Annotated in this window: 23 protein-coding genes and 1 other RNA gene; 18 read left to right on the top strand and 6 right to left on the bottom strand. The window is 62.4% G+C overall.

Translation table 11 applies throughout. From position 1 onward, the window contains the following. Positions 1–148 precede the first annotated feature (148 nt). The gene (gene recA, locus J2D75_RS09530) at positions 149–1,183 is read left to right on the top strand and encodes a recombinase RecA (RefSeq protein ID WP_279381460.1); all 1,035 of its coding nucleotides are present in this window, start codon (positions 149–151) and stop codon (positions 1,181–1,183) included. 45 nt (positions 1,184–1,228) lie between these two features. On the opposite strand, the gene J2D75_RS09525 is transcribed toward recA, so the two are convergent. After that, positions 1,229–1,759: a GNAT family N-acetyltransferase gene (locus J2D75_RS09525; RefSeq protein WP_207854595.1), complete on the bottom strand. Its 531-nt coding sequence runs from the start codon at positions 1,757–1,759 to the stop codon at positions 1,229–1,231. 74 nt (positions 1,760–1,833) lie between these two features. Between J2D75_RS09525 and J2D75_RS09520 the strand changes: the two genes are divergently transcribed. The 9 genes from J2D75_RS09520 to J2D75_RS09480 all read left to right on the top strand — a co-directional run bounded on the left by J2D75_RS09520 (position 1,834) and on the right by J2D75_RS09480 (position 11,549). Continuing rightward, positions 1,834–2,181 (top strand): winged helix-turn-helix domain-containing protein, encoded by a 348-nt coding sequence (locus tag J2D75_RS09520; protein WP_207854594.1) that lies wholly within the window; start codon positions 1,834–1,836, stop codon positions 2,179–2,181. Positions 2,182–2,285: 104 nt separating this feature from the next. After that, complete coding sequence (locus tag J2D75_RS09515) at positions 2,286–3,830, top strand: glucan biosynthesis protein (RefSeq protein WP_207854593.1); 1,545 nt, start codon at positions 2,286–2,288, stop codon at positions 3,828–3,830. Next, a complete protein-coding gene (gene mdoH, locus J2D75_RS09510; RefSeq protein WP_207854592.1) occupies positions 3,818–5,986 on the top strand; it encodes a glucans biosynthesis glucosyltransferase MdoH in 2,169 nt (722 codons plus the stop codon). Before J2D75_RS09515 ends, mdoH begins: the two co-directional genes overlap by 13 nt. Before the next feature lie 94 nt (positions 5,987–6,080). Beyond that, positions 6,081–6,428, top strand: a complete 348-nt coding sequence (locus J2D75_RS09505) for an ArsR/SmtB family transcription factor (RefSeq protein WP_207854591.1) — start codon at positions 6,081–6,083, stop codon at positions 6,426–6,428. Further along, positions 6,425–6,841 carry a YeeE/YedE family protein gene (locus tag J2D75_RS09500; RefSeq protein WP_341534974.1) on the top strand — a complete coding sequence of 139 codons (417 nt, stop codon included), beginning with the start codon at positions 6,425–6,427 and terminating at the stop codon, positions 6,839–6,841. Before J2D75_RS09505 ends, J2D75_RS09500 begins: the two co-directional genes overlap by 4 nt. Before the next feature lie 4 nt (positions 6,842–6,845). Continuing rightward, on the top strand, positions 6,846–7,268 hold the full coding sequence (locus J2D75_RS09495; protein ID WP_207854590.1) for a DUF6691 family protein: 423 nt from the start codon (positions 6,846–6,848) through the stop codon (positions 7,266–7,268). A 54-nt stretch (positions 7,269–7,322) separates the two neighbouring features. After that, complete coding sequence (locus J2D75_RS09490; protein WP_207854589.1) at positions 7,323–7,853, top strand: RNA polymerase sigma factor; 531 nt, start codon at positions 7,323–7,325, stop codon at positions 7,851–7,853. Positions 7,854–7,910: 57 nt separating this feature from the next. Next, positions 7,911–8,960 (top strand): FecR domain-containing protein, encoded by a 1,050-nt coding sequence (locus J2D75_RS09485; RefSeq protein WP_207854588.1) that lies wholly within the window; start codon positions 7,911–7,913, stop codon positions 8,958–8,960. Between the two features lie 72 nt (positions 8,961–9,032). After that, the gene (locus J2D75_RS09480; protein WP_207854587.1) at positions 9,033–11,549 is read left to right on the top strand and encodes a TonB-dependent siderophore receptor; all 2,517 of its coding nucleotides are present in this window, start codon (positions 9,033–9,035) and stop codon (positions 11,547–11,549) included. 122 nt (positions 11,550–11,671) lie between these two features. Here J2D75_RS09480 and nagA read toward each other — a convergent pair whose 3' ends face one another. From nagA to J2D75_RS09465, 3 genes are read right to left on the bottom strand one after another with little or no spacing between them, the layout of a single operon-like run. After that, entirely contained in the window at positions 11,672–12,775 is a 1,104-nt protein-coding gene (nagA, locus tag J2D75_RS09475; RefSeq protein ID WP_207854586.1) for an N-acetylglucosamine-6-phosphate deacetylase, read from the bottom strand. Continuing rightward, positions 12,772–14,088 (bottom strand): glucose/galactose MFS transporter, encoded by a 1,317-nt coding sequence (gluP, locus tag J2D75_RS09470; protein WP_207854585.1) that lies wholly within the window; start codon positions 14,086–14,088, stop codon positions 12,772–12,774. Before gluP ends, nagA begins: the two co-directional genes overlap by 4 nt. 22 nt (positions 14,089–14,110) lie before the next feature. Further along, positions 14,111–14,581: a hypothetical protein gene (locus tag J2D75_RS09465; RefSeq protein ID WP_207854584.1), complete on the bottom strand. Its 471-nt coding sequence runs from the start codon at positions 14,579–14,581 to the stop codon at positions 14,111–14,113. A gap of 135 nt (positions 14,582–14,716) precedes the next feature. Between J2D75_RS09465 and ffs the strand changes: the two genes are divergently transcribed. The 6 genes from ffs (at position 14,717) to folB (ending at position 19,252) form a co-directional block, all read left to right on the top strand. Then, positions 14,717–14,814, top strand: an RNA gene (gene ffs / locus J2D75_RS09460) — signal recognition particle sRNA small type. 71 nt (positions 14,815–14,885) lie between these two features. Further along, a complete protein-coding gene (locus J2D75_RS09455; protein WP_207854583.1) occupies positions 14,886–17,003 on the top strand; it encodes a DNA polymerase III subunit gamma/tau in 2,118 nt (705 codons plus the stop codon). Positions 17,004–17,058: 55 nt separating this feature from the next. After that, positions 17,059–17,382, top strand: coding sequence for a YbaB/EbfC family nucleoid-associated protein (locus J2D75_RS09450; RefSeq protein WP_207854582.1), 324 nt, complete (start codon positions 17,059–17,061; stop codon positions 17,380–17,382). A gap of 26 nt (positions 17,383–17,408) precedes the next feature. Then, on the top strand, positions 17,409–18,017 hold the full coding sequence (gene recR, locus J2D75_RS09445) for a recombination mediator RecR (protein ID WP_207854581.1): 609 nt from the start codon (positions 17,409–17,411) through the stop codon (positions 18,015–18,017). Positions 18,018–18,048: 31 nt separating this feature from the next. Beyond that, entirely contained in the window at positions 18,049–18,843 is a 795-nt protein-coding gene (locus tag J2D75_RS09440) for an SDR family oxidoreductase (RefSeq protein ID WP_408736758.1), read from the top strand. A 7-nt stretch (positions 18,844–18,850) separates the two neighbouring features. Continuing rightward, a complete protein-coding gene (gene folB, locus J2D75_RS09435; RefSeq protein WP_207854580.1) occupies positions 18,851–19,252 on the top strand; it encodes a dihydroneopterin aldolase in 402 nt (133 codons plus the stop codon). A 294-nt stretch (positions 19,253–19,546) separates the two neighbouring features. On the opposite strand, the gene J2D75_RS09430 is transcribed toward folB, so the two are convergent. Then, a complete protein-coding gene (locus J2D75_RS09430; protein WP_207854579.1) occupies positions 19,547–20,623 on the bottom strand; it encodes a DMT family transporter in 1,077 nt (358 codons plus the stop codon). Between the two features lie 237 nt (positions 20,624–20,860). Further along, positions 20,861–21,193, bottom strand: coding sequence for an FYDLN acid domain-containing protein (locus J2D75_RS09425; protein WP_207854578.1), 333 nt, complete (start codon positions 21,191–21,193; stop codon positions 20,861–20,863). Between the two features lie 305 nt (positions 21,194–21,498). Here J2D75_RS09425 and aroA point away from each other — a divergent pair, with 305 nt between their 5' ends. Further along, complete coding sequence (gene aroA, locus J2D75_RS09420; RefSeq protein WP_207854577.1) at positions 21,499–22,851, top strand: 3-phosphoshikimate 1-carboxyvinyltransferase; 1,353 nt, start codon at positions 21,499–21,501, stop codon at positions 22,849–22,851. 20 nt (positions 22,852–22,871) lie between these two features. Then, positions 22,872–23,528, top strand: coding sequence for a (d)CMP kinase (locus tag J2D75_RS09415; protein WP_207854639.1), 657 nt, complete (start codon positions 22,872–22,874; stop codon positions 23,526–23,528). Positions 23,529–23,568: the final 40 nt, after the last annotated feature.

The raw sequence follows: 23,568 nt of genomic DNA, 5'->3' as shown, positions 1-23,568 counted from the left end.
TGCCTGTGCGGCCGGGTTGGCTTTCTTTCTTGCAAATATTTCCTTTTGTTCTAAAAGAACAAAAGGAGACCAAATTCTTAATGTGGACCACAGGCGGTCGCGCACGCGTTGCGGCGGTTTGGCGTGATCACGGCGGAGGATGACAGGTATGGACAAGGCAAAGGCTCTTGAAGGCGCTCTAGGGCAGATCGAACGGGCGTTCGGCAAGGGGTCCGTCATGCGGCTGGGTCAGCGGCCGAAAGAACAGGCCGATGTGATCTCGACCGGGTCTCTGGGGCTGGATATTGCACTGGGTATTGGCGGTCTGCCGCGTGGCCGTGTGGTGGAAATCTACGGGCCGGAAAGCTCGGGCAAAACCACGCTGGCCCTGCACGCCATTGCCGAAGCCCAGAAAAAAGGCGGCACCTGCGCCTTTATCGACGCCGAGCACGCGCTTGACCCCGGCTATGCCCGCAAGCTGGGTGTGGATATCGACAACCTGCTGATCAGCCAGCCCGATGCAGGCGAACAGGCGCTGGAAATTGCCGACACGCTGGTGCGCTCGGGCGCTATCGACGTGCTGGTGGTGGATAGTGTGGCCGCTCTCGTACCCCGCGCCGAACTTGAAGGCGATATGGGCGATAGCCATGTGGGCCTGCACGCCCGTCTGATGAGCCAGGCGCTGCGCAAGCTCACCGGCACGGTGGCGCGCTCCAATACGCTCATGATCTTCCTCAACCAGATCCGCCTCAAGATCGGGGTCATGTTCGGCAACCCCGAAACGACCACAGGCGGTAACGCGCTGAAGTTCTATTCCTCCGTGCGCATGGATATCCGCCGTATCGGTTCGATCAAGGACAAGGATGAGGTTACGGGCAACCAGACGCGCGTGAAGGTGGTCAAGAACAAGATGGCCCCGCCTTTCCGGCAGGTTGAATTTGACATCATGTATGGCGAAGGCATCAGCAAGGTGGGCGAGCTGATCGACCTTGGCGTAAAGGCCGGCGTGGTGGAGAAATCGGGGGCGTGGTTCTCCTATGACAGCCAGCGCATCGGGCAGGGGCGTGAAAACGCCAAGCAGTTCCTGCGCGATCACCCCGAAATGGCTGCCGATATTGAAAAGAAAGTGCGCGAGCACGCAGGGGTTGTGGCCGAGGCCATGATGGTCGCCCCTGATGCGGATGCATCCGAAGACGACGCCTGAGCCAGATGGCAGATCCGGCCCTGTCATGGGGCCGGGCCTGTTGCCTTAAGCCTCGCCGGTGGGTGAGATGGGGCATGACAGCAGTCGTGCCTGTGCGTCGTAGGAGGCGAGTACCGCCTGTTCCTCCGCAGTTGGTTGTTCTTCAATAAAACCCTGTGCCAGCCAGAAGGCGCGGGCCGGGCCGGTTGAGGTCAGTGTCAGCCAGCGCAGCCCATGTTTGCGCGCAAGGCCGCGCATGTGCTCGATAGCCGTGCGTGCATGGCCACCCCCGCGCACGGCAGGGGCCAGAGCGATGTCATGCAGATACCAGCGGTCGGCGGGCTGGGGCAGGGTATGCAGCAACGCGTTCAGGGGCGGGCAGACCAGCCCACGCCACGGGTGGCTGATCAGATAGCCGCCGGGCGTTCCCTCATGGTCCAGCACAAGGCAGCCTTCGGGGGCCAGATGCAGGCGTTCAGCAAAAATAGCTTTATCTTCAGGGTAGTCGGCATGGATCGTATCGGCCAGTGTCGTTACGGCTTCAAGATCGTCTGGCGTCATGCCGCGCCAGATGGTATTTGCACAAAAAGCGGTCATACAGGGGTTCCGTTACGGTTGCGGGTGGCGCGGGACGTGCCCTGACCGACAGGCGGCAGTAAGAAGCGGACGGCATGACACGACTGAGGCTGACATTACGAGTGGATGTGGACGATGCGCCAGCCCTCGGACATGGCAAGATACGTCTTCTGGAACAGATTGAGCAGACCGGCTCCATTTCAGCGGCGGGGCGTGCCTTGGGCATGTCTTACCGGCGGACATGGCTGCTGGTCGATAGCGTCAACCGGCTTTTTGCCGAGCCTGTGGTGGCGGCCCGCCCCGGCGGCGGCGGCGGCGCGCGGCTGACGGAAAGCGGCCGGGCTGTTCTGGCCCTTTACAGGCAGGCCGAGCAGCAGGCCAAACAGGGCGCTGCTGACAGCCTCAGGCGGCTGGAAGATTACCTGGCGCCTGTCGCTCCCTGAGAGTTCTTAGAAACTGCCAAGAAAAAACCCTATAAGGCTGCCATAGTGTAGGGCATGATGAATAACCCTGCCGGAAACGGGCGGGCTCAGTGCAGGAGAAAAACGTGTCTTCAGAGGTTCAGCGGCGTGATCTTATACGAGGGGGGGCCGGTCTCGCTCTGGCTTCGGCTGTCGGGGGGAGTATCGGGCGCGCCCGCGCGGAAGATCTGGGTGGCGCGACAGGCACGTTCGATGACAATACGGTGGTGCAGATCGCGCGCAGGTTGGCCGCTTCGGCGTATCGCGCCCCGGATCAGGCTCTGCCTAAAGTGCTGGAAAACCTGAATTTCGACCAATTTCGCGGCATAGCCTATCGCTCTGATCGTGCCCTGTGGGGCAATGACGGGCTGGCGTTTGACGTTGAGTTTTTTCCGCGAGGCTTTCTCTACCGTCCCCGGATCGAGATTTACGAGGTCAAGGATGGGCAGTCCGCGCCCGTGCCCTATTCTCCCGATCTGTTCACCTATGCTGATCCCGCCCTGCGCGTGGGGGATTCCCTCGGTTTTGCCGGGCTGCGGCTGCGTAATGCCCTCAATACCCCCGGTGTGATGGAAGAGTTCTGCGTTTTTCTGGGGGCGTCGTATTTCCGCGCCGTGGCCAAGGGGCAGACTTACGGCCTGTCCGCCCGTGGCTTTGCCGATGGCACGGGCGATCCCAAGGGCGAGGAATTCGCGCTGTTTCGCGCATTCTGGCTGGAAAAGCCACAGCCCGGCGTGCAGTCCGTGGTCATTCATGCGCTGCTGGACAGCCCCTCGCTGGCCGGAGCGTTCCGCTTTACCATCCGGCCGGGCGATGCCACGGTCTTTGATGTGCAGAGCACGCTGTTCCCCCGCACGACCATTGCTCAGGGCGGGATCGCTCCGCAGACGGGCATGTTCTATTTCGACGCCAACGACCGCAACCACGTGGATGACTGGCGCCCCGCCGCCCATGACAGCGAAGCCTTGCAGATGTGGACAGGCGCAGACCAGCAACTGTTCCGCCCGCTGCGTAACCCGCTCGACCTTCAGGTTTCCACCTTCTCGGATGTGGCCCCCCGCGGTTTCGGGCTGATGCAGCGCCGCCGCGCGTTCCATGATTTCGAAGATCTGGCCCTGCATTACGAAAAGCGGCCTTCGCTGTGGGTAGAACCCATTGGCGACTGGGGTGCGGGCTGGGTTGATCTGGTGGAAATCCCGACCCCTAACGAGGTGAACGATAATATCGTGTCGTTCTGGCGGCCCAAGGAGCCGCTGCGCGCGGGCAAGGAATACAGCTACACCTACCGCATGTACTGGGGGTGGGATGTACCTTTCCCCACGCCCATGGCGCGTGTGGGGGCAACCCGCGTGGGCGGCGTGACAGACGACCCGGATGCACGTTTTTTCGCGCTGGATTTTGCCGGTGCACCATTCGACCATCTGCCCAAGGACACGCATTTCCATGCCGTACCCAAGGCTTCGGCCGGAACCGTGCGCAACGTGGTGGTGGAACCCAACCCCGCGATCAATGGTGTGCGCGTGACGTTTGCCTTTGCGCCGGGCGATACCAAGGTGGCTGACCTCTCCTGCGTGCTGGAAACCGATTCCGGCCCGATTTCCGAGCAGTGGCTTTACCGATGGACGCCATGAGCGGGTCTTTCGGGCAGGAAGCGCCGTTTCACGCCCTGCCGCCTGAAGCGCCTCTGGCCATGCCGGTGCAGGATCTGCATGCCCTGCCCAACCGGGAGGGACGCGGCCGCAGGCCCGCTACCTCGCCGCGCAGTATTGCGCTGCGGCGGCTGGCGGTGGTTGGTTCCGCCCTGCTCATGACAGCTTACGGTGCGTGGCGCACCCATAAGGTCATGGATGATGCAAGCGGGATTTCCACGCTGGGTATCATCATGCTGGTGCTGTTCGTGGCGCTGTTCATGTGGATCGCTCTGGCGTTCACATCGTCTGTCGCGGGGTTCTGTTCGCTGGTTCTGCGTGGAGGGCTTGGGCTGGGTATCAGCCGTTCTGGCCCCCTGCCCCGGCTTGAGCGGCGCACCGCCCTGCTGCTGCCTACCTATAACGAGCCGCCCGAGCGCGTTATGGCCGGGCTTAAGGCAATTTACACCAGTCTTGAGCAGACAGGCCAGCTAGACGCCTTTGACCTGTTCATTCTCTCCGATACCACCAACCCGGATGTATGGGTGCAGGAAGAGGCCGCTTTTCTGGCCCTGCGCGCCAGCACGGGGGGGGAGCAGCGTATTTTCTACCGCCGCCGCCATGCCAATACCGAACGCAAGGCGGGCAATGTGGGCGACTGGGTGCGCCGTTTTGGTGGCGCCTATGACCACATGGTGACACTGGATGCGGACTCCATCATGTCGGGCGAGACACTGGTGCGTATGGCCGCCGCAATGGAACGCCACCCCGGTGTGGGGCTGATCCAGACCCTGCCCGTGATTGTGGGGGGCACCACGCTTTTTGCCCGCATGCAGCAGTTTGCAGGGCGGGTTTACGGGCCGGTTATCGCGTATGGCATTGCGTGGTGGCACGGAGCCGAGGGCAATTACTGGGGCCATAATGCGATTATCCGCACATGTGCCTTCGCCAGTCAGGCAGGGTTGCCGCATGTGCCGGGCAAGCCGCCCTTTGGCGGGCATATTCTCAGCCATGACTTTGTTGAGGCGGCTCTGATGCGCCGGGGGGGCTGGGCCATTCACATGGTGCCTGCCCTCGATGGCTCGTACGAGGAAAGCCCCCCAACCCTGACCGATGTCGCCATTCGTGACCGGCGGTGGTGTCAGGGCAACCTGCAGCACGTCAAGGTTCTGCCCACCCGTGGGCTGCATTGGGTCAGCCGCATGCATATGGTGGTGGGGATCGGGGCTTATGTGACCTCGCCTTTATGGCTGGTGTTCCTGCTCACTGGCATTCTTATTTCGCTTCAGGCGCATTTTGAGCGGCCTGAATATTTTGGCGATACCAAAACCCTGTATCCGCACTGGCCGCATGTTGATCCGGTGCAGGCCAAATACGTGTTTATTGGCACCATGCTGGTGCTGCTCGCGCCCAAGATGCTGGCTTATATCGCACTGGTGCTCGACCCCGCCGCGCGCCGGGGCTGTGGTGGTGCCGTGCGGGCGGCTCTTTCGGTGCTGACAGAAACGCTCATTGGCGGGCTGATTGCCCCTATCGCCATGCTGATTCAGACCAGTGGCGTATTGTCTATCCTGAGTGGTCATGATTCAGGCTGGAACACCCAGCGCCGTGATGATGGCGGTATTCCGCTGATGGATATCGTGCGGCAGTACGGGCGCTTTACCCTGTTCGGGCTTGCTCTGGGGGCCGGGGCTTGGGTGGTTTCGCCTTCGCTATTTTTCTGGATGATGCCTGTGCTGCTGGGGCTGGTGTTTTCCATCCCGCTTGTCGCCTTGACCAGCAGCCGTGGCGTGGGGCTGGATTTCCGCCGTGCGGGCCTGTTGCTTGTGCCAGAGGAAACAGCGCCCCCGCCGGTGCTGAACCTGCTGGATGCGGCTGAAACCAGCATGGATGAGCAGGCAAAAGCCGCCCCCGCCCTGCCGGATGACGGCCTGAAAGCCCTGCGGGCCGATGCTGCTCTGGCGCGCGCACATCTGGCCATGCTGCCACCGCCCCGTAAGGCGGGCGACACCATCAACCCCGACCAGCTCGTCGGGCTGGTAAAACTGGGTGAGGCCGGGACACTCTCCAACGCCCTGCGGGTGCTTAGCCCCAAGGAAAAAGCTGCCGTGCTGGGCACGGCTCAGGGCGTCGAAACCATTTTGCATCTGCCGGACTAAACCGCCTTCGGGCGGTTTTTTCCTTTCTATTGACAGCGGGCTCTGTGGCGGCGCAGATATTATCGAATTATCGATAATTCAAGAATACAGGCTCATGTCAGACACTCCTTCCCTCCATGTCCGGGCCGAGCCGGTTGCCGATCTGCTGAAAACCCTTTCTCACCCCGCGCGTCTGGTCATTGCCTGCGCGCTGGCGGAGCAGCCGCGTTCGGTCGGGGAACTGGAGCAGGCGCTGGGCATTCACCAGCCTGCGCTGTCGCGCCATCTGACAACATTGCGGGCCGCGCGGATCGTATCGTGCCACAGGGAGGGGCAGAGCATGATCTATCATCTGTCTGATGACAAAGCCGGGCAGCTTATCATGGCCCTGCACGCCATTTACTGCGCCCCGGAACGGGCCGGTTCCCCCAAGGGGCAGCCGGTGCCGGAGTTCGTGGCATGATGGCGCAATACGGCCCCAGCCTTGCGGGGGGTGTGCTGATCGGTCTGGCCTGTAGTGCCTATCTGCTGTTTGACGGGCGTATTGCGGGCATCAGCGGCATTATGGGGCGTGTGCTCGCGGGACGGCAGATCTGGCCGGGGGCGGCCCTGCTGGCCGGGCTGATGGTGGGGCCGGGTGTGTGGCGTCTGCTTACGGGGCTATGGCCTGCCGTGCATGTGCAGGCTTCATGGCCAGTGTTGGTGGTGTCGGGGTTTGTGGTGGGGTTTGGCACCCGCATGGGGAGTGGCTGCACCAGCGGGCATGGGGTGATGGGGCTTGCACGGCTTTCGCCGCGTTCCTTGGTGGCGGTGGGGTGTTTTCTGGGCACGGGGGTGCTGGTTGCAACCGTGTTCCATCTGGCGGGATGGAGATAGCGGCATGGCGGTTTTACGGTCTGTTGCGGCGTTTGCCTGCGGTCTGGTGTTCAGCCTTGGCCTGATCCTTGGGGGCATGCTCGACCCTGCGCGGGTTCTGGCTTTTCTGGATGTGGCGGGGGTGTGGAATCCGGCATTGATGTTTGTGCTGGGGGGGGCTGTATGTGTGGCGTTTGCCGGTGTCAGGCTGGCGCGGCACTTGAAACGGCCTATGCTGGATGAGGCTTTTGCCCTGCCCACCGCCACCCGGATTGATGCGCCATTGGTGCTGGGGAGTTGCCTGTTCGGTTTAGGTTGGGGCATGGCGGGGTTTTGCCCCGGCCCGGCGGTGGCTTCTGTCGGGGCGGGGGTATGGCAGGGCTGTGTGTTTACGGCGGCCATGCTGGCGGGGATGCTGGTTTTCGAGCGGGTCAAACCAGCAGGCTAGCGGATAGCGGCGAGTCTTAATTGCAAAGTATTCTCATTTGTATATAAATCAGGCATGCCTCCGCTCCCTGCCCACCCGCAAAGACAGAAACATGCCGATGTCTTTGAGCGGAGCTATGGCCACCTGCTGTCCTACGCCAGAAAGCTGACCGGTGACCGCGCCGATGCGGAAGATCTGGTGCAGGAAGCCTGGTGCCTGACCGATGGCAGCCCGCCCGAGAGCGTGGCCTCGCCCTTTCTTTATCTGCGGGCGGTTATCCGCAACCTGTTTGTCAGTAACCTACGGCGGCGCAGGCGGCAGGCCGAGTCCGCGCTCGATACGGACAGTCTTGAGCAGATTTTGCCAGCCGATCAGCCCTCGCCTGAAGAGGTGGTGATGGCCCGACTTGAAATGGAGCGCCTTACAGGGCTGATCAGCGCCATGCCGCCCCGTCAGGCGACAGCGGTGCGGATGTATCATTTTGAAAACAGGAAGCTGAAGGATATTGCCGCACATCTGGATATTTCGGTTTCCTTTGCTCAGGCACTCATTGCCAGCGGACTGGCTGACTGCGCAGAGGAGCTTGACCGTGCCTGCCCGCGCTGAAATTCTGCGCGGCATGTCTGTGCATGATGTCGGTGGGTTTCCGGCTTTTTTCACTCCGTGTTGTTCTGTGGCCCGGCTGTTTGTCGTGCGGTGCCTGCTGGCGGTGGGGCGGGTATGACGGCGGGGCAGTCTCCCCGGCAGGCGGCGTCTGTCTGGTTTATTCAACTGCGTGAAAACCCGCAGGATGAAAGCCTGAAAGCTCAATTTGAGGTCTGGCGGGCGCAGGCTCCCGCACATGAGCAGGCATGGGCCAGTGTAACCCGTGCGGCTGGGGCCATGAGCCGGATGGCAGAGACTGCCGGGCATGCCAGTGCGGCAGGGCTGCAAACGCCCCAAACCGTTAGGGCCTCCCTTTCCTCCCGGCCTGTCAGGCCGCGCCGGGTCTACGGGCGTAAGGCTGCTGCCGCGCTGGCTGTTGGCATGGCTGCCTGTGTGGCGGGCCTTGTTTACGGATTTAATCTGCCCCTGCGCTGGCAGGCTGATCAGTATGCCCCCGTAGCCCAGACCCGTACCGTGCAACTGGCGGATGGTTCATCCATCCTGCTCGCTCCGCTGAGTGCGATCAGGGTCGAGTCCGCAGGGGGCGGGCGCACGATTACCCTGTTGCAGGGCGAAGCGCTGTTTACCGTGCGGCATGATCCGGCCCGGCCTTTCCGTGTCAAAGCGGGTGCGGTGACAGCCACCGATATTGGCACGGTGTTTGATGTGGCCCGTACAGCGCAGGGGGCCAGCGTTGCCGTGCGCGAGGGGGCCAGCCGGGTTGAAACCACAGACGGGCCGCAGACGGCGCTGGAGCTTGGCCCCGGTGCATGGGTGCGCGTGGCCGGGCAGTCTGTCCAGCGTGGGGAGGGGCTGCCCGGTCGGGTCGGTTTGTGGAGCGAGGGCCTGCTGATGGTTGAAAACACCAGCATAAGCGCACTGGTTGAGGCCATGCGCCCTTGGCAGCCGGGCTATATTGTGGTGCTGGACAAGGCGCTGGGCCAGCAGACTGTCAGCGGGGTGTATGACCTGCACCACCCGGCAGAGGCGCTGCAACTCGCGGTCAGGCAGCATGGCGGGCAGGTGCGCCGCCTGTCGCGCTGGCTGACGGTTATCAGCCGTTCCTGACACGGCGGTTTTTTATTTTAAAAAAAATCATCACCGGACAGGAAAAGTCCGCACGGGAAGCGTCTGGGTGTCATGCAACTGCGATCCATTCGCACACATGACCCGGAACAGGATGATTTTCTCGCAATGCGTGTGACAGCTTTCCCCAGAAATCGGCGTGCCTGCGCGTTGCAGGCACTCGGCCTTGCCTCTGCCCTGACTGCCCTGAGCCTGTCAGGCGCAGGTCAGGCCGCCGCGCAGCAGGCCATGCCTGATGTAGAGACTTTCCGTATTCCGCCGGGCGCTCTGGCCGATACGCTGTTTGCCTTCAGCCGTCAGGCGCATGTACAGATTGCCTCGGGTGGGGCCGCTCTTGAGCACAGGCTCTCCCCCGGTGTGAAGGGTACAATGACCCGCCAGCAGGCTCTTGCCCAGCTTTTGTCTGGCAGCGGGCTGACTTTTCAGCCTGCCGGGCCTGCGGCCTATCAACTGGTGGCGGCCTCAGCGGTGGCTTCCCCGGCACGCGGGGCGCAGGCCATGGCCCCCACGCGGGATATGGGCATTGAATCGCGTGAACAGGAACATATTCTTGTGCAGGGCGATGTTATTGGTAATGCCAGCCGTTATGGGCAGCGGCACTATGCGGGTAGCCGCACGGTTATCAGCAGTGCTGATCTGCATGAACATGCCGTACGCTCGATTGATGACGCCTTGCAGCGTATTCCCGGCATCAAGATTTTTGACGAAACCGGAACCGGCGCCCTTCCCCAGATCCAGATGCGTGGCCTTTACGAAAGCCGAAGCGGGCGTGTGCAGATTCTTGAAGATGGTATTCCTTTAGCGCTCGCCCCATACGGGCAGACCAGCGTATCCATGTTCCCCATGACCATGGACATGGTGGACCATATTGACGTGGTGCGGGGTGGGGCCGCCCTGCAATATGGCCCCAACAACATGGGGGGCGTGATTAATATTGTCAGTCGGCCCATTCCTGAAAAATGGACGACCAGCATTGGAGAGCGGCTGCAGATCGCGGGTAACAATGGTCATGTTCTCGCCAATACCGACTTTAGCACCGGCGGTAAGCTGACCCGGCGTTTTGGCGTGCAGCTTGATGCCAATTTTCAAAATGGCAACCAGTTCCGTGATAGCCATAGCGCGGCCAATGTGCGTAACCTGCGGCTGCGTACCGAATATGCCATTACGGATAATGACCGTATCCGAACAGACTTTGCCGATTACGAGGCGGATATAGACATGCCCGGCGCATTGTCTCCCGCTGATTACAAGAAAAATCCTTTCCAGAGCACACGTAATTACGACTCCATGTCAGGCTCTACCTATCGTGGCAGTCTTGTTGCCCAGCATGACATGCACCGCTGGAAAGGGATAACCGGCGGTCAGGCGACCCTGACCTTTTTTGCCGATGAAGCCAGCCGTAGCTTTACAAACGGCATGCGCCTGTCTTCCTCTGAAACATGGCGTTCAGACTTACCAGCCCAGCGTTTGCAGAACTCCCCACGTGATTTCACGGTTTATGGTGTGCAGCCACAAATGACCCTGCGTACCAAGGCATGGGGGGTATCGCATGAATTCGCTTTTGGGGCGCGTTATGTCAGTGAGGATATTCACTACATGGTTAACCGGCAGGCCCTTCCATCCGGGCCGTGGACATCCTTCAGGGACTGGCGGTTCAATACGGCGGCATGGTCAACATTCATTAGCGATAAAATGGGTTTCCTGAATGACCGGCTGACGTTCACGCCCGGTTTCAGGTTCGAGCATGTTGACCAGAGTTACGTCAACACCGCTACGGGGCAGAAAGAAGGCAATGGCACGCGCGACATTCTGCCCGGCGTAACCCTTGGCTACTCCATTGGCAAAACGGGCTATGTCTTCTTCGATGCACAGAAATCCATGCGTCCGGCGCAATCAACGGAAATCATTTACGGCAACAAGCTTGATACTGAAAAAGCATGGAATTACGAATTTGGTGGCCGCTGGTTCCCCAATCGCTATACCACTCTGGCGCTGACTTTCTACCGGATCGATTTTGGTAACCAGATTGAATATGACAGCACGATCATCAGCCCCACGCTGGGTACGCCGGGCGGGTATATCAATCTGGGGGGCACGCGGTATCAGGGTATTGAATTCTCGGGTGACTGGGCGCTGAAAAGCCTGCCTGCGCTGTCCTTCAATGCCGCATATTCCTTTCTTGATGCCCGGCAGCTTAATGGTGCCTATAAGGGCAATGTCGTGCCGTATACGTCCAAACATCAGGCTTCCGCTGGCGCGACCTATAAATGGGGGCAGACACGCTTTAACCTGAACGGGTTCTGGTTTTCGCGCTCTTATACCGATGCGGCCAACACCAAGAATGAAAACGCAACCGGCTCGGTCGGGCGTGTGCCGGGTTATGTCGTTTTCAATGCGCAGGTTACGCACACCATTCCCTTGCGTTCTGATGGCACAAAGCTCGATCTTTCACTGGCGATCATGAACTTTGCTGATGAACGCTATTATTTCCGTGGCATGGACACCAGCCCGTGGGGGCGTGAGGTGGCACCGGGCAGAACGTTCCAGCTTGGCAGCAGGATTACGTTCTGAAAGCCTGCTTTCACAAGGCTGTAAAGTTATAAAAGCTTCAAAGCCCATCGCCTTTTTTGAAAAAAGTCAGCACCAAAAAACTTTTATCATGTCTTATCAGGCGGTTGTTTTAGGCTAACCGTCTAGACAATGCGGCACCCACCAACCCAGACCTGCTCGACCTGCAAATCAGCAGACAGCACGACCAGATCAGCCCGCAGGCCGGTCTGGAGTGCACCCCGGTCTGTCAGGCCAAGATAGCGTGCGGGGTTGGCGGTGAGCAGGGCCGTGGCTTCCACCAGTCCGGTGCCTGCCTGCACGGCGTTACGCAGGGCGGCATCCAGTGTCAGCACGCTGCCTGCCAGTGCGCCATCGGGCAGGCGGGCGGTGCCATCGCGCACCATGACAGCCTGCCCGCCAAGCTGGCTTGGCCCATCGGGCAGGCCTGCGGCCTGCATGGCGTCTGTTACGAAAACAAGCCGGTCAGGCATGACTTTTTGTGCCAGACGGTACGTGCCGGGATGGACGTGATGGGTGTCAAAAATCATTTCCGCATAGGCATCGCTGCACATCAGGGCGGCAACCGGGCCGGGGCGGCGGCTTTCTATGCCCGGCATGGCGTTGAACAGATGTGTCCCCCCCGCCGTGCCGCCTGCGGCACAGATCAGGCACACGGCGTTGCTGGCCTGCTCGTAACTGGCGGTGGTGTGGCCAAGGCTTACACACACGCCCGCACGGGCAAAGCTGGCCATGGCCTCTGCCGCATGGGGCAGTTCGGGGGCCAGTGTCACCACACGCACGCAGCCGGGGGCCAGTGCTTCGGCCACTCGCGCGGCTGTGGGTTCCAGCGTGTGGGGGGGCTGTGCGCCCAGTCGGTGCGGGCTGACAAACGGCCCTTCCAGATGTGCGCCAGCAATAAACGGGCCATTGTCGATGGTCTGGCCTGTGACTTCGGCAATGGCATGCAGGGCCGACAGGACTTCGGGCCACGGACGGGTAATGGTGGTGGGCAGCAGGGTGGTGGTGCCGTGGCGGGCATGAAAACGTGCCAGCGTGCCAATGGCGGCCACACCGTCCATAGTATCCGCGCCATCGCCACCATGAATATGCCCGTCAATGAAGCCGGGCAGAATGTAGCGGTCGGGGGCCTGCGTACAGGGGGTTATATCCGCCAGCCGGTCGGTAAATGTCAGCCGTCCGGGCAGAATACGATCAGGTAGGACAAGGTGGCCGGAAAGGTCTGTCATGAGGGAGCCTGTTCCATGAGGGCGCTGGGGGCAGGGCGCGAAAAATACCAGCCATACAGCGCGATCAGCAGATAGGATGGCAGGCTGACCAGCGCTAGTGCTGGATGAAAGCCGATACGTGCGGCAAGATGAATGAACACCTGCGGCATGATCCCTCCCCCGCTATAGGCCATGACCAGCAGGGCCGATATGCGTGCGCTCTCCGCTGCATGGCCCCGCAGGGGGATAGGAAAAAGAGACGGAAAAATCATGGCGTTTGCAAAGCCGAACAGGCCAAGACAGATAACCGAGGCATAGCCTTGTGTTGCGCAGGCCAGTAGCGCCAGCCCTGCCCCTGCGGCGCAGCACAGCAAAAGATAGCGTTCCTGTGAGATGCGGCGGGGAATGAGAGCCAGCCCGCACAGATACCCCGCCAGCATGCAGCCAAGGGTCAGCGCGGTAAAAAAACCTGACTGGTTCAGGGGTAATCCGCTTGCCCGTGCATAGGTGCCGATGGCATCGCCTGCCAGAACCTCAACCCCGACATACAGAAACATCGCTCCAGCTCCCAGAAAGGCGCGGGGTGGCAGGGCGGAAAGCGGCTGTCTTGTCGTGTGGGGGCGGGCCTGCGGGGGGCTGGGTCTGAGGTCGGGCAGGTGGGCGCGGGCCATGCCCAATGCGGCGGTGGCCAGCACGCCCGCCATGCCCAGATAGGGCCATGCCAGCGTATCAAGTGCCTGCGCGCGCAGGGCTGTGCGGGTGGCGGCATCGGGGGCGTTTGTCAGGCTTGCGGCCAGCCCGTCCATGGTGTGCATGGCCAGTCCGGCCAGCACCAGCGGGGCGACAATCCCGCCCAGCTTATTGCACACGCCCATAATGGCCATGCGCTGGGCCGCGCGTGCATGCGGGCCAAGCAGGGTAACATACGGATTGACCGCCACCTGTAGCAAAGCCAGCCCGCCGCCCAGTGTCAGCAGTCCGGTCAGGGCCAGCGGGTATAACCCGGCATGCAGCCCGCCCCCGGTTATGGCCATACCCAGCGCCATGCTGCCAAGGGCCAAGGGCAGGGTGCGGTGTGGGCCTTGCCGCGTGGCCAGATGGCCCGCAGGCAGGGCAAAAACGACATAAGCGATATAGAACACCAGCGGAACAAGAAAAGCGCTGACATCATCAAGAGAAAAAGCAACCTGCACAAACGGGATAAGCGGGCCGTTGAGCCATGTTGCAAACCCGATAACAAAAAACAGCCCGGCCATGCACACCAGCGGCCCCCATCCGAACGAACCGGCCGGGCAGGCGGAGCGCGCAGGCGTGAGAGCCGCCGGACTGGTCATGCGGGGGTGTTCATGGGTGGGGTCAGTCGTTCTCGGGCAGGCTGTCTATGGCTTCGCAGGCGTGAACCAGTGCGGGGCTTGGGTTGGGGGCCATGCACAGGGCGCGCGCATCGGATGCGCAGCGCTCGGAAGCATTTTCAACATCGGAATCCAGCACGTCTTCAGCAACGCTCAGGTCGCGGGTGCGGTTGTCGTCCTGTTCTTTTTTCAGCACATCCTGCGTGGTGTGCAGGTCTTTGAGCGCATCAATACAGGCACTGCTGGAGGCTTCGGGCTTGAAGTGCAGTACCGCCAGCTCTTTGTGCAGCAGGATATTGGCTTCCGTATCCCGTGGGGCCACGCCGTCCTCATCGGCCCGGGCGGCCGAGGGCAGGCAGAACAGGGCGGCCAGCGCCAGTGCCAGAACGGAGGCCAGACAGGTGGTGTGGCGGGCCGGCCCTGCGGGCGGGCAGGCGGCAGGCTGAGCGACAGGCGCGGTATGCGAACCAGACACGGGCAACATTCTCCAGAACCTGTATGGTATGGTGTTGCGTTTTTTAGCCCGTGATCACGCCATGCGTAAAGAAACAAGCACGCCCGGCAGGCACGCCCTTGGCATGGCGGGTGCTTTGGTGCTAGACCGGGCCTTGGAAAGTCGGCGGTGGACGGATACCTTGCCAACCCGGTCAGGTCCGGAAGGAAGCAGCCATGACGAGTTTCATCCGGGTTACTGTCCGGCTTTCCACCCTGTTTCCCGCCATTTGTGGCGTGGCGGCCAGCCTGACTGGCAGGTGTCATACTCTTTCTTCGGGCAGGCCATGAGCGAAGATACAGACGCCCCACACGCGGGTGATGAAGGGCTTCCAAGCCCCGAACCGGAAGGCCCCGGTCTGTTCGGTGATGCCCCCTCCCCTCCGTCAGCCCCTGTGGCCGAGCCGTTAGCACCTGCCGCATCTGGTACGCCCGCTCCCTACCGGGTTCTGGCCCGCAAATATCGCCCCACCACCTTTGATGACCTGATCGGTCAGGAAGCCATGGTGCGCACCCTGCGCAATGCTTTTGCGCTCGGGCGGGTTGCGCATGCTTTCATGCTGACAGGCGTGCGCGGGGTGGGCAAAACCACCACGGCGCGTATTATCGCCCGTGCGCTCAATTGCACCGGGCCGGATGGCAAGGGTGGCCCCACGGCTGATCCGTGCGGTGTCTGCCCCAACTGCGTGGCCATTCTGGCCGACCGCCACCCCGATGTGCTGGAAATGGACGCCGCCTCCCGCACGGGGGTGGACGATGTGCGCGAGATTATCGAAGCCACACGTTTCCGGCCCATGCAGGGGCGGATGAAGGTCTTCATCATCGACGAAGTGCATATGCTCTCCCGCAATGCCTTCAACGCGCTGCTCAAGACGCTGGAAGAACCTCCAGCACAGGTTACATTTATTTTCGCCACCACCGAACTGCGCAAGGTGCCGGTTACGGTGCTGTCGCGCTGCCAGCGTTTTGACCTGCGGCGCGTGCCCCAGTCGGCTCTGGCCGGGCTGTTCGAGCAGATTGCCCGCAAGGAGCAGGTGCGTCTTTCGGATGATGCGCTCTCCCTTATCGCCCGGGCGGCTGATGGCTCGGTGCGGGATGGTCTGTCCCTGCTTGATCAGGCTATCGCACAAGGGGGTGGTGCGGGCACGGAGGCCGAAATCGGGGCCGAGGTCGTGGCCGACATGCTGGGGCTGGCGGATCGACAGGTGGTGTTTGACCTGCTGGATTCGGCTTTGCGTGGCCAGCCCGATGTGGCGCTGTCGCTGATGGATGCCGCCCACGCTCGCGGGGCGGATGCCGGGCTGGTGCTGGGCGATATGCTGGAGCTTGTGCATACGCTTTCACGCCTGCGGGCGGTGCCATCGCTCGAACACGCAGCCGACATGCCCGAGGCCGAACGTGTGCGCGGGCAGGAGATGGCAGGCACGTTCAGCGTGCCGGTGCTCATGCGGGCGTGGCAGATGCTGCTCAAGGGCATGCAGGAACTCGACACCGCGCCAGACCGGCGGGTGGCAGCGGATATGGTGCTGATCCGCCTGTGTTACGTGGCGGATATGCCCTCGCCCGAGGAACTGGTGCGCCACCTGTCCAATGCCGCGCGTGATGGGGCTGGCCCTGCTGTGAGTGGCCCTGTGGGGAGTGGTGCTGGCCCGGCGGGTGGTCTGCCACCTGCGGGGGCGCTCACGCCCGGTGCGTTTGTCGGTGGTAATGCCGCAGGCCATGTGGGTGGCGGGGCAACGGCCAGCGGCATGAGTGCTGTGGCTGATACACAGCCGCTGTCTGTCGGGGGCGATGACCGGCCCCGGCTACGGATGGTCGGCGGCACCGCCGTAGCGGTCGAAACCCACCCGGCGGCGCTGGATAGTGCCCCCCCGCAGCCAGCCCCCGTGGTGGAAGAACCGCCTGCTATCCCGCGCACATGGCGCGAAAGTGTCGCCCTTGTGCGCGATACGCGTGAGGCGGTTCTACACGGGCACCTGCGGCATGCGGCGCATCTGGTGTCGTTTGCGCAGGGGCGTATTGTCCTGCGGCTTGATCCCGGAGCCCCCCCGGATGTGCCTCGCCGCCTGCGGCTGGTGCTGGAGCGCGTGACCGGTATCGAATGGCAGGTTGAACTGTCGGAGGCGCCGGGCGAGCCTACTCTGGGCGAGCAGGGTGCCGAGGTGATCCAGTTCCGCCGGAAAGAGGCGGCCTCTCACCCGCTGGTGCAGGCGATCCTTGAGGCTTTCCCTGATGCGGAGCTGGGCGAGGTTTCCGAGCACGGGCTGGACGATTACGGCCTGCCCCCAGAAGAGGTACAGGCCGTTCTGATGGCTGATGACCCTTCTCTCATGTTTGCGCCGCTGGATGCGGAACTGCTTGATGAGGATGAACGGCCCTATGATCCGGGCCTTTCTCCAGACTGACGCGCATGGCCCGGCCACCGGGCCTGCCGGTTTTCAAAACCAGAGGAACTGACCAATGAAAAACCTTGCCTCGCTGATGAAACAGGCCACGCAGATGCAGGCCAAAATGGAAGCCATGCAATCCACGCTGGAAGGAATCAGCATCGAAGGGGCCGCGGGCGCTGGTATGGTCACGGTTGTGCTGAGCGGTAAGGGCGACATGCGCTCGATCAAGATCGACCCTTCGCTGGCTGATCCGGCGGAAATGGAAATGCTTCAGGACCTGATCGTGGCCGCCTGTACGGATGCCCGCCGTAAGCTTGATGAGCGTGCCGCTGAGGAAATGCAGAAGGTTACCGGTGGGCTGAACCTGCCCGCAGGTCTGAAGCTGCCGTTCTAAGTCCGACCCCACGAGAGAGCGCGCGCATGGGTGGGCAGGAAATAGAGCAGCTTATCCGGCTTCTGGGTCGCCTGCCGGGGTTTGGCCCCCGCTCTGCGCGGCGGGTGGCGCTGTACCTGCTGCGCGAGCCACAGTCCCGCCTTGCCCCGCTTGCCCGCGCCATGGAGCGTGCGGGAGAGGCCATTCGCACCTGCTCATCATGCGGCAATCTGGACACGGTGGACCCGTGCCATATCTGTGCCGATCCGCTGCGTGATCATGCTTTGGTGTGTGTTGTGGAAACGGTGGGCGACCTTTGGGCGCTGGAGCGCGCAGGGGTGCATCGGGGCGTGTATCAGGTGCTGGGCGGCACGCTTTCGCCGCTGGCTGGCACCGGGCCGGAAGACCTCAATACCGCTCCGCTCTTTGCCCGTCTTGAGGCAGGGCAGGTGCGCGAGGTTATTCTCGCACTCGGGGCCACGGTGGATGGTGCTACAACCCTGCACTGGCTGATGGATCGTCTGGCCCCCTATACCGCCCCGCAGGGTGCGGTAACGATCAGCCGCGTGGCGCAGGGTGTGCCGATGGGTGGTGCGCTGGATGTGCTGGATGATGGCACGCTGGCTGCCGCCCTTGGTGCGCGCCGCCCGGCCTGACCCCAAAAGCAATGGAGAACACCCCATGACGATGGATCTGTTTGCGGTATCCGACGCCATGCCGCGTCGCGCCCTTGTAACGGGCGGGGCCGCGCGTCTGGGCCGTGCGCTGGTGCTGATGCTGGCCCAAACCGGGTTTGATGTCGCCATTCATTACCGTGGCAACGCCGTGCGTGCGCGTGAGACACTGGCCGAGGTGGAAGCCCTTGGGCGCCGCGCCGTGCTGCTGCATGCCGACCTTGCGCGTGAGGAGGAAACCACTCCCCTGATCGAACAGGCCATGCAGGCGCTGGGCGGCCCGCTGGGGGTGCTGGTCAATAACGCCTCCACCTTTGAGCGGGATGAGTGGGATGACTCCACGCTTGAAAGCTGGATGCAGCATATGAAGCCCAACCTGCGAGCACCTTTTGTGCTGATGCAGGCTTTTGCCAAGGCGCTGCCTGCGGGGGCGGAGGGCATGGTGCTGAACATGCTCGACGAGCGCGTATGGTCGCTTACCCCCCATTTTATCAGCTACACGGTTTCCAAAAGTGCGCTCTGGACACTGACCCGCACCATGGCGCTGGCTCTGGCCCCGCGCCGCATCCGTGTTAACGCCATTGGCCCCGGCCCTGCCCTGCCCAGTACGCGCCAGACGGTGGAACAGTTTGCCCGCCAGTGTGCCTCTGTGCCACTGGGGCATGGTACCTCCGCGCGGGAGGTGGCGGGTGCCGCCCGTGCGCTGCTGGCGCTCCCCTCCGTTACGGGGCAGATGCTTGCACTCGATGGGGGACAGCACCTGCAATGGTCTCCGGCGATGGCCGCCGGTGACGCTCTGGAAGAATAGAACAATTATGTCCGTTTTCGCTCCCTGGGTGGAAAAGCCGCCCCTGCGCTGCCTGTTCATTAACAACATGCTGATAGAGGCCAATATCGGTGTGTTCCCGCACGAGCAGGGGGTGACACAGCGTATCCGCATTTCAGTCTGGTTCGGGGTGGATGACCGAACCGACCTTGAAATTGGAGCGGATGACCTCAGCCGCACGGTTTCTTACGAACAGGTGGTGGTGCTGATCCGCCGGATCGTGGCGGAAGGGCATGTGCGTCTGGTGGAAACTCTGGCCGAACGGATCGCCGCAGGTGTGCTGGCCGATACGCGCGTGCGCGTGGTACGGGTGCGGATCGAAAAACTGGATGTGTTCGAAGAAATCGAAGGCGTGGGCGTGGAAATTGAACGGCGGCCGGGTAACCCGTAACCGCCCAGCCCGGCCTTGATCCAAGAAAGAAAGGGCCTCCTGAATCACGTCCCGCTTTGGCTGGTCAGCGGCTCAGGGTTGCTTTGAGGGCAGGAGTTTCTAAATGCGTATTCTCGCAGAGTAGCTCAGAGAGTGTTTCAAAAACCAGTCTGAATGGGGCCCAGAAAACGCATAAAAGTTTTTGGTGAATATTTTTCAAAAAATCTTTAAGAGCCAACGTCTTTTTTAAAAAATACCACATCGGAAAACGTTCACCATTTTAGCGCCGCCGCAGGAGAGTCTCAAAACCCTCTTTTAGTGCGTATGCCGATGATGCAGGTCGGGGTAATGGGCATGGCGGTGCGTGAGTGCGCCATGCCGGTGCTGATGGGTGTGGGGTTCGCCTACGGGGTCGTTGGGGCCGTGGCTGTGCTGGTGGTGGGCATCATGCGTATGCTTGTGTTCATGCTCCATGCTGTCATGCGTGTGGTCATGGTCGTGCCGCTCGGTCAGGTGTAACCACAGGCCCAGCCCCATAAGTGCTCCCGCCAGCGCCAGACGGAGGGTGGGGGCTTCATGCAGCAGCGGAATGGCCAGACACGCACCCGCAAAAGGCGCCAGCGAAAAATAGGCCCCCGACCGTGCGGCCCCGAGTGCGCGCAGGCTGAGAATGAACAGCACCAGACTGGCCCCGTATCCTGCAAATCCGGTCAGGGCGGCCCCCAGTATCAGGGAGGGCGATGGCAGACTGGCCCCCGTAGCCAGAGCGAGAGACAGGTTGACCGTGCCTGCTACCAGTCCTTTGATAAGCGTGATCTGGGTTGGGTCAGCGCCAGAAAGACGGGCCGTGGCGTTGTTGTCCACTCCCCAGCATAAACAGGCCCCCGCAATCAGGAGTGCACCGGTGCTGGCGGTTATGCCCGTGCCTGACCATGACAGCACACAGGCTCCCGCCAGAATGGCGAATGCCCCCAGCACGACCCGTCTGTCGGTGTTTTCATGAAAAACACCCCAGGCAATGACCATGGTGGCCAGCCCTTCCAGATTGAGCAGCAGCGAGGCCGAGGCTGCATCCGTGCGTGCCAGCCCGAGCATCAGCAGCGCAGGCCCGGCCATGCCTCCGGTTATGACAGCCAGAGCCAGCCAGCCAAGATCAGCCCGGCGCAGGGGCGCTTCCTGTGTGTGTAGCGGACGTAGCCATGTTACGTGGCGCGCTGCGGTACGCAGGGCCAGAAGCCCAAGACCGGAACCCAGATAAAGCAGCCCTGCCAGCATGAGCGGGCTGGTTGCCCCCAGCAACAGTTTGGCGAGTGGGGTGCTGGCGCCAAACAGCAGAGCAGAAAACAGGGCAAGAGCAATGCCGGGCGGCGGAGGGGAAGCAGGGTCAGACATGCGGGCAGGCTCTCACAGAGCCGGAGCGATGGAAACCTGAAAATGTGTTCAGGCGGAGAGCGGGCAGGGCGCGGGCGCGATTGCTGTCTGGCATGGAGTGTCCCCAAAAACAGACACAAAAAAAGCCTGACCATTGTGCATGGTCAGGCTGGATAACGCCGTTTTGTTCACACCCGTTTTACGGTTGGTTCAGAGCGAACACAGCGTCAGGGCCGGGTGTGGGTCAGGCGGTGTATGTCAGGATTCGTGGTCTTCGGAATCGGAGCTGACATCGATATCGGAGCTGATGTCGTCGTCGTCATCGTCCAGATCGGTCGAATCTTCCATCACGTCATCATCTTCGTCGTCGGTATCGGTGTCGAGATCGATATCCTCGTCATCCTTCTTCTTGACGGGGGCCACGCTTGCCGTGCTGGCCGACAGGCTGTCCACGCTGCGGCGCAGGCGGGGCACCAGAGCGGGCTGTTCAGTTCCGCATTTGGGGCAAACTGCGGGAACGCGGCTCAGATCGTAAAAGCGGGCACCGCAGGAGACGCAGACGCGTTTGGTGCCGAGATCGGGCTGGGTCATCTTGCTACCTGTCGATCCTGATCAGAAGGATGTCTGATCAAACAAGGAAGGGGGCACATACCCCCGGAAAATACGGTCAAGTCCGCCGGGCCGCCACAAGGGCGTGCAGTCGGTGAGAATCGACCGGACGCTAGAGCGAGGCCAAATGCCATTGTGTGCGCGCTCATGTCAAACCCGAAGGTGGGAGGATGTGCATTTTTCCATGCCTGCCATGTTGCTGCCGCTGCGTGCAAGGCGGGTTTTTTATGGCGTAACCCTCCTGTGGCGGATTGACTTGCGTGCGCGTGCGCCGGAATGAACAGGGTATGACACATGCACCTGCTTCCGCCTCCCGTCCGCTTAGTGTGGCGCGTCCTGCTGCCCCGCTGTGTGGGGTCATCCGTGTGCCGGGTGACAAATCCATCAGCCATCGTGCGCTCATGTTTGCCGCTCTCGCGCGCGGGCAGACCACGATCCATCACCTGCTCGAAGGTGAGGACGTGCTGCGTACTGCCGCCGCCATGCGCGCACTCGGCGCGCAGGTAGAGCAGCAGGGTGCCGTCTGGATCGTGTCCGGGCCGGGAGTCGGGCATCTGAGCGAGCCGGAGGATGTGCTCGACATGGGCAATTCCGGCACGGCGGCCCGCCTGCTGTCGGGCATTCTGGCCAGCCACGGCATGGCTTCGGTCATGACGGGCGATGCCAGTCTGCGCCGCAGGCCCATGCGGCGCGTAACAGACCCGCTGGCCGCCACGGGGGCAACTTTCATTACCCGCGAGGGCGGGCGGCTACCGCTGGCTATCCGGGGGCAGGCTAACCCGCCAGCACTGGACTACCGCCTGCCGGTGGCCTCGGCGCAGGTCAAATCCGCCGTGCTGCTGGCCGGGCTGAACGCCACCGGCACCACCCGGGTGGAAGAACCCGTGCCCACGCGTGATCATACCGAAAACATGCTGCGTTATTTCGGCGCAACGGTAGAGGTTGAAACCACCCCGGAAGGGGGGCGTATCATCCGGCTTGAAGGCCGCCCCGATCTGGTGGCGCCGCAGGGCGGGCTGTTTGTCCCGGCTGATCCGTCCTCCGCAGCCTTTCCGCTGGTGGCGGCCCTGCTGGTGCCGGGGTCGGACATTACCCTGACGGATGTGGGGCTTAACCCGCTCCGCACAGGGCTGTTCACCACGCTTATGGAAATGGGCGCACAGGTTGATGTGGTGGAAAAGGCGTCCTCCGGCGGGGAGCCGGTAGGCGACCTGCGTGTGCGCGCCTCTGCCCTGCATGGCGTGGTGGTGCCTGCTGCCCGCGCCCCCTCCATGATTGATGAATACCCGGTGCTGGCCGTGGCCGCCGCTCATGCCACAGGCATTTCGCGCTTTTGCGGGCTGGAAGAACTGCGGGTGAAGGAAAGTGATCGCCTTTCCGCGACTGTCGCCCTGCTACGCGAAAACGGCGTGCGTGCCGAGGTGGAGGGGGATGACCTTGTGGTGCATGGCACCGCAGGCGCCATACCCGGCGGCGGGCTGGTTACAACCCATATGGACCACCGGTTGGCCATGAGTGCGTCCGTTATGGGGTTGGTGGCTGAAAAGCCCGTGCGGATTGATGATACCGCGTTCATCGACACCAGCTTCCCCGGCTATCTTACGCTCATGAACCAGCTTGGCGCGGGGTTTGCACAATGAGCAGCACACACGATAACGGCATGGTGCGTGGTGGCCCCGTTATTGCGGTGGATGGCCCGGCCGCGGCGGGCAAGGGCACGCTGGCCCGGCGTCTGGCCGAAGCATTGGGCCTGCCTTACCTTGATACCGGGCTGCTGTACCGCGCGGTGGGGCGTCTGGCCCTTGATGCAGGGCGTGATCCGGCAGACCCCGCGCAGGATATTGCCCAGACACTCAGCCCCGAAGCCCTGCGCCGCCCAGACCTGCGTGCCCCCGAAGTGGCCGTTGCGGCCAGCAAGGTGGCGGCACAACCGCTGGTGCGCGCAGCGTTGGTGGAAACCCAGCGCCGTTTTGCGCGTGAGCGCGGCGCGGTGCTGGACGGGCGTGACATCGGCACGGTGATTTTCCCCGATGCGGATTTCAAGCTGTTCATTACCGCCTCCCCCGCTACGCGGGCGCTGCGCCGCTTTCTGCAAATGGGGGGGGATGCCACCGCCCCGGATGCCCGGCAGAAGCTGGCAGACATGGAAGAAACCCTGCGCGCGCGCGATGCGGCGGATGCCGGGCGCGAAACGGCTCCGCTGTGCATTGCGGACGATGCCTGCGTAATTGAAACCGATACGCTGGATGCAGCCGCCGTGCTGGCTGAAGCGCTGCGTCTGGCCCGGGCGCGACTCGCCGGACAGCCAGCAGGCTGACGCGCTGGCCATAGCCTGCGGCATGGCTGGCGGCAGGCCG

This window comes from Acetobacter suratthaniensis (assembly GCF_017377745.1).
In the GTDB taxonomy this organism is placed as follows: domain Bacteria; phylum Pseudomonadota; class Alphaproteobacteria; order Acetobacterales; family Acetobacteraceae; genus Acetobacter; species Acetobacter suratthaniensis.
The sequence above is the reverse complement of the archived record's forward strand: the minus strand, read 5'-3'. Positions and strand labels throughout refer to the sequence as shown.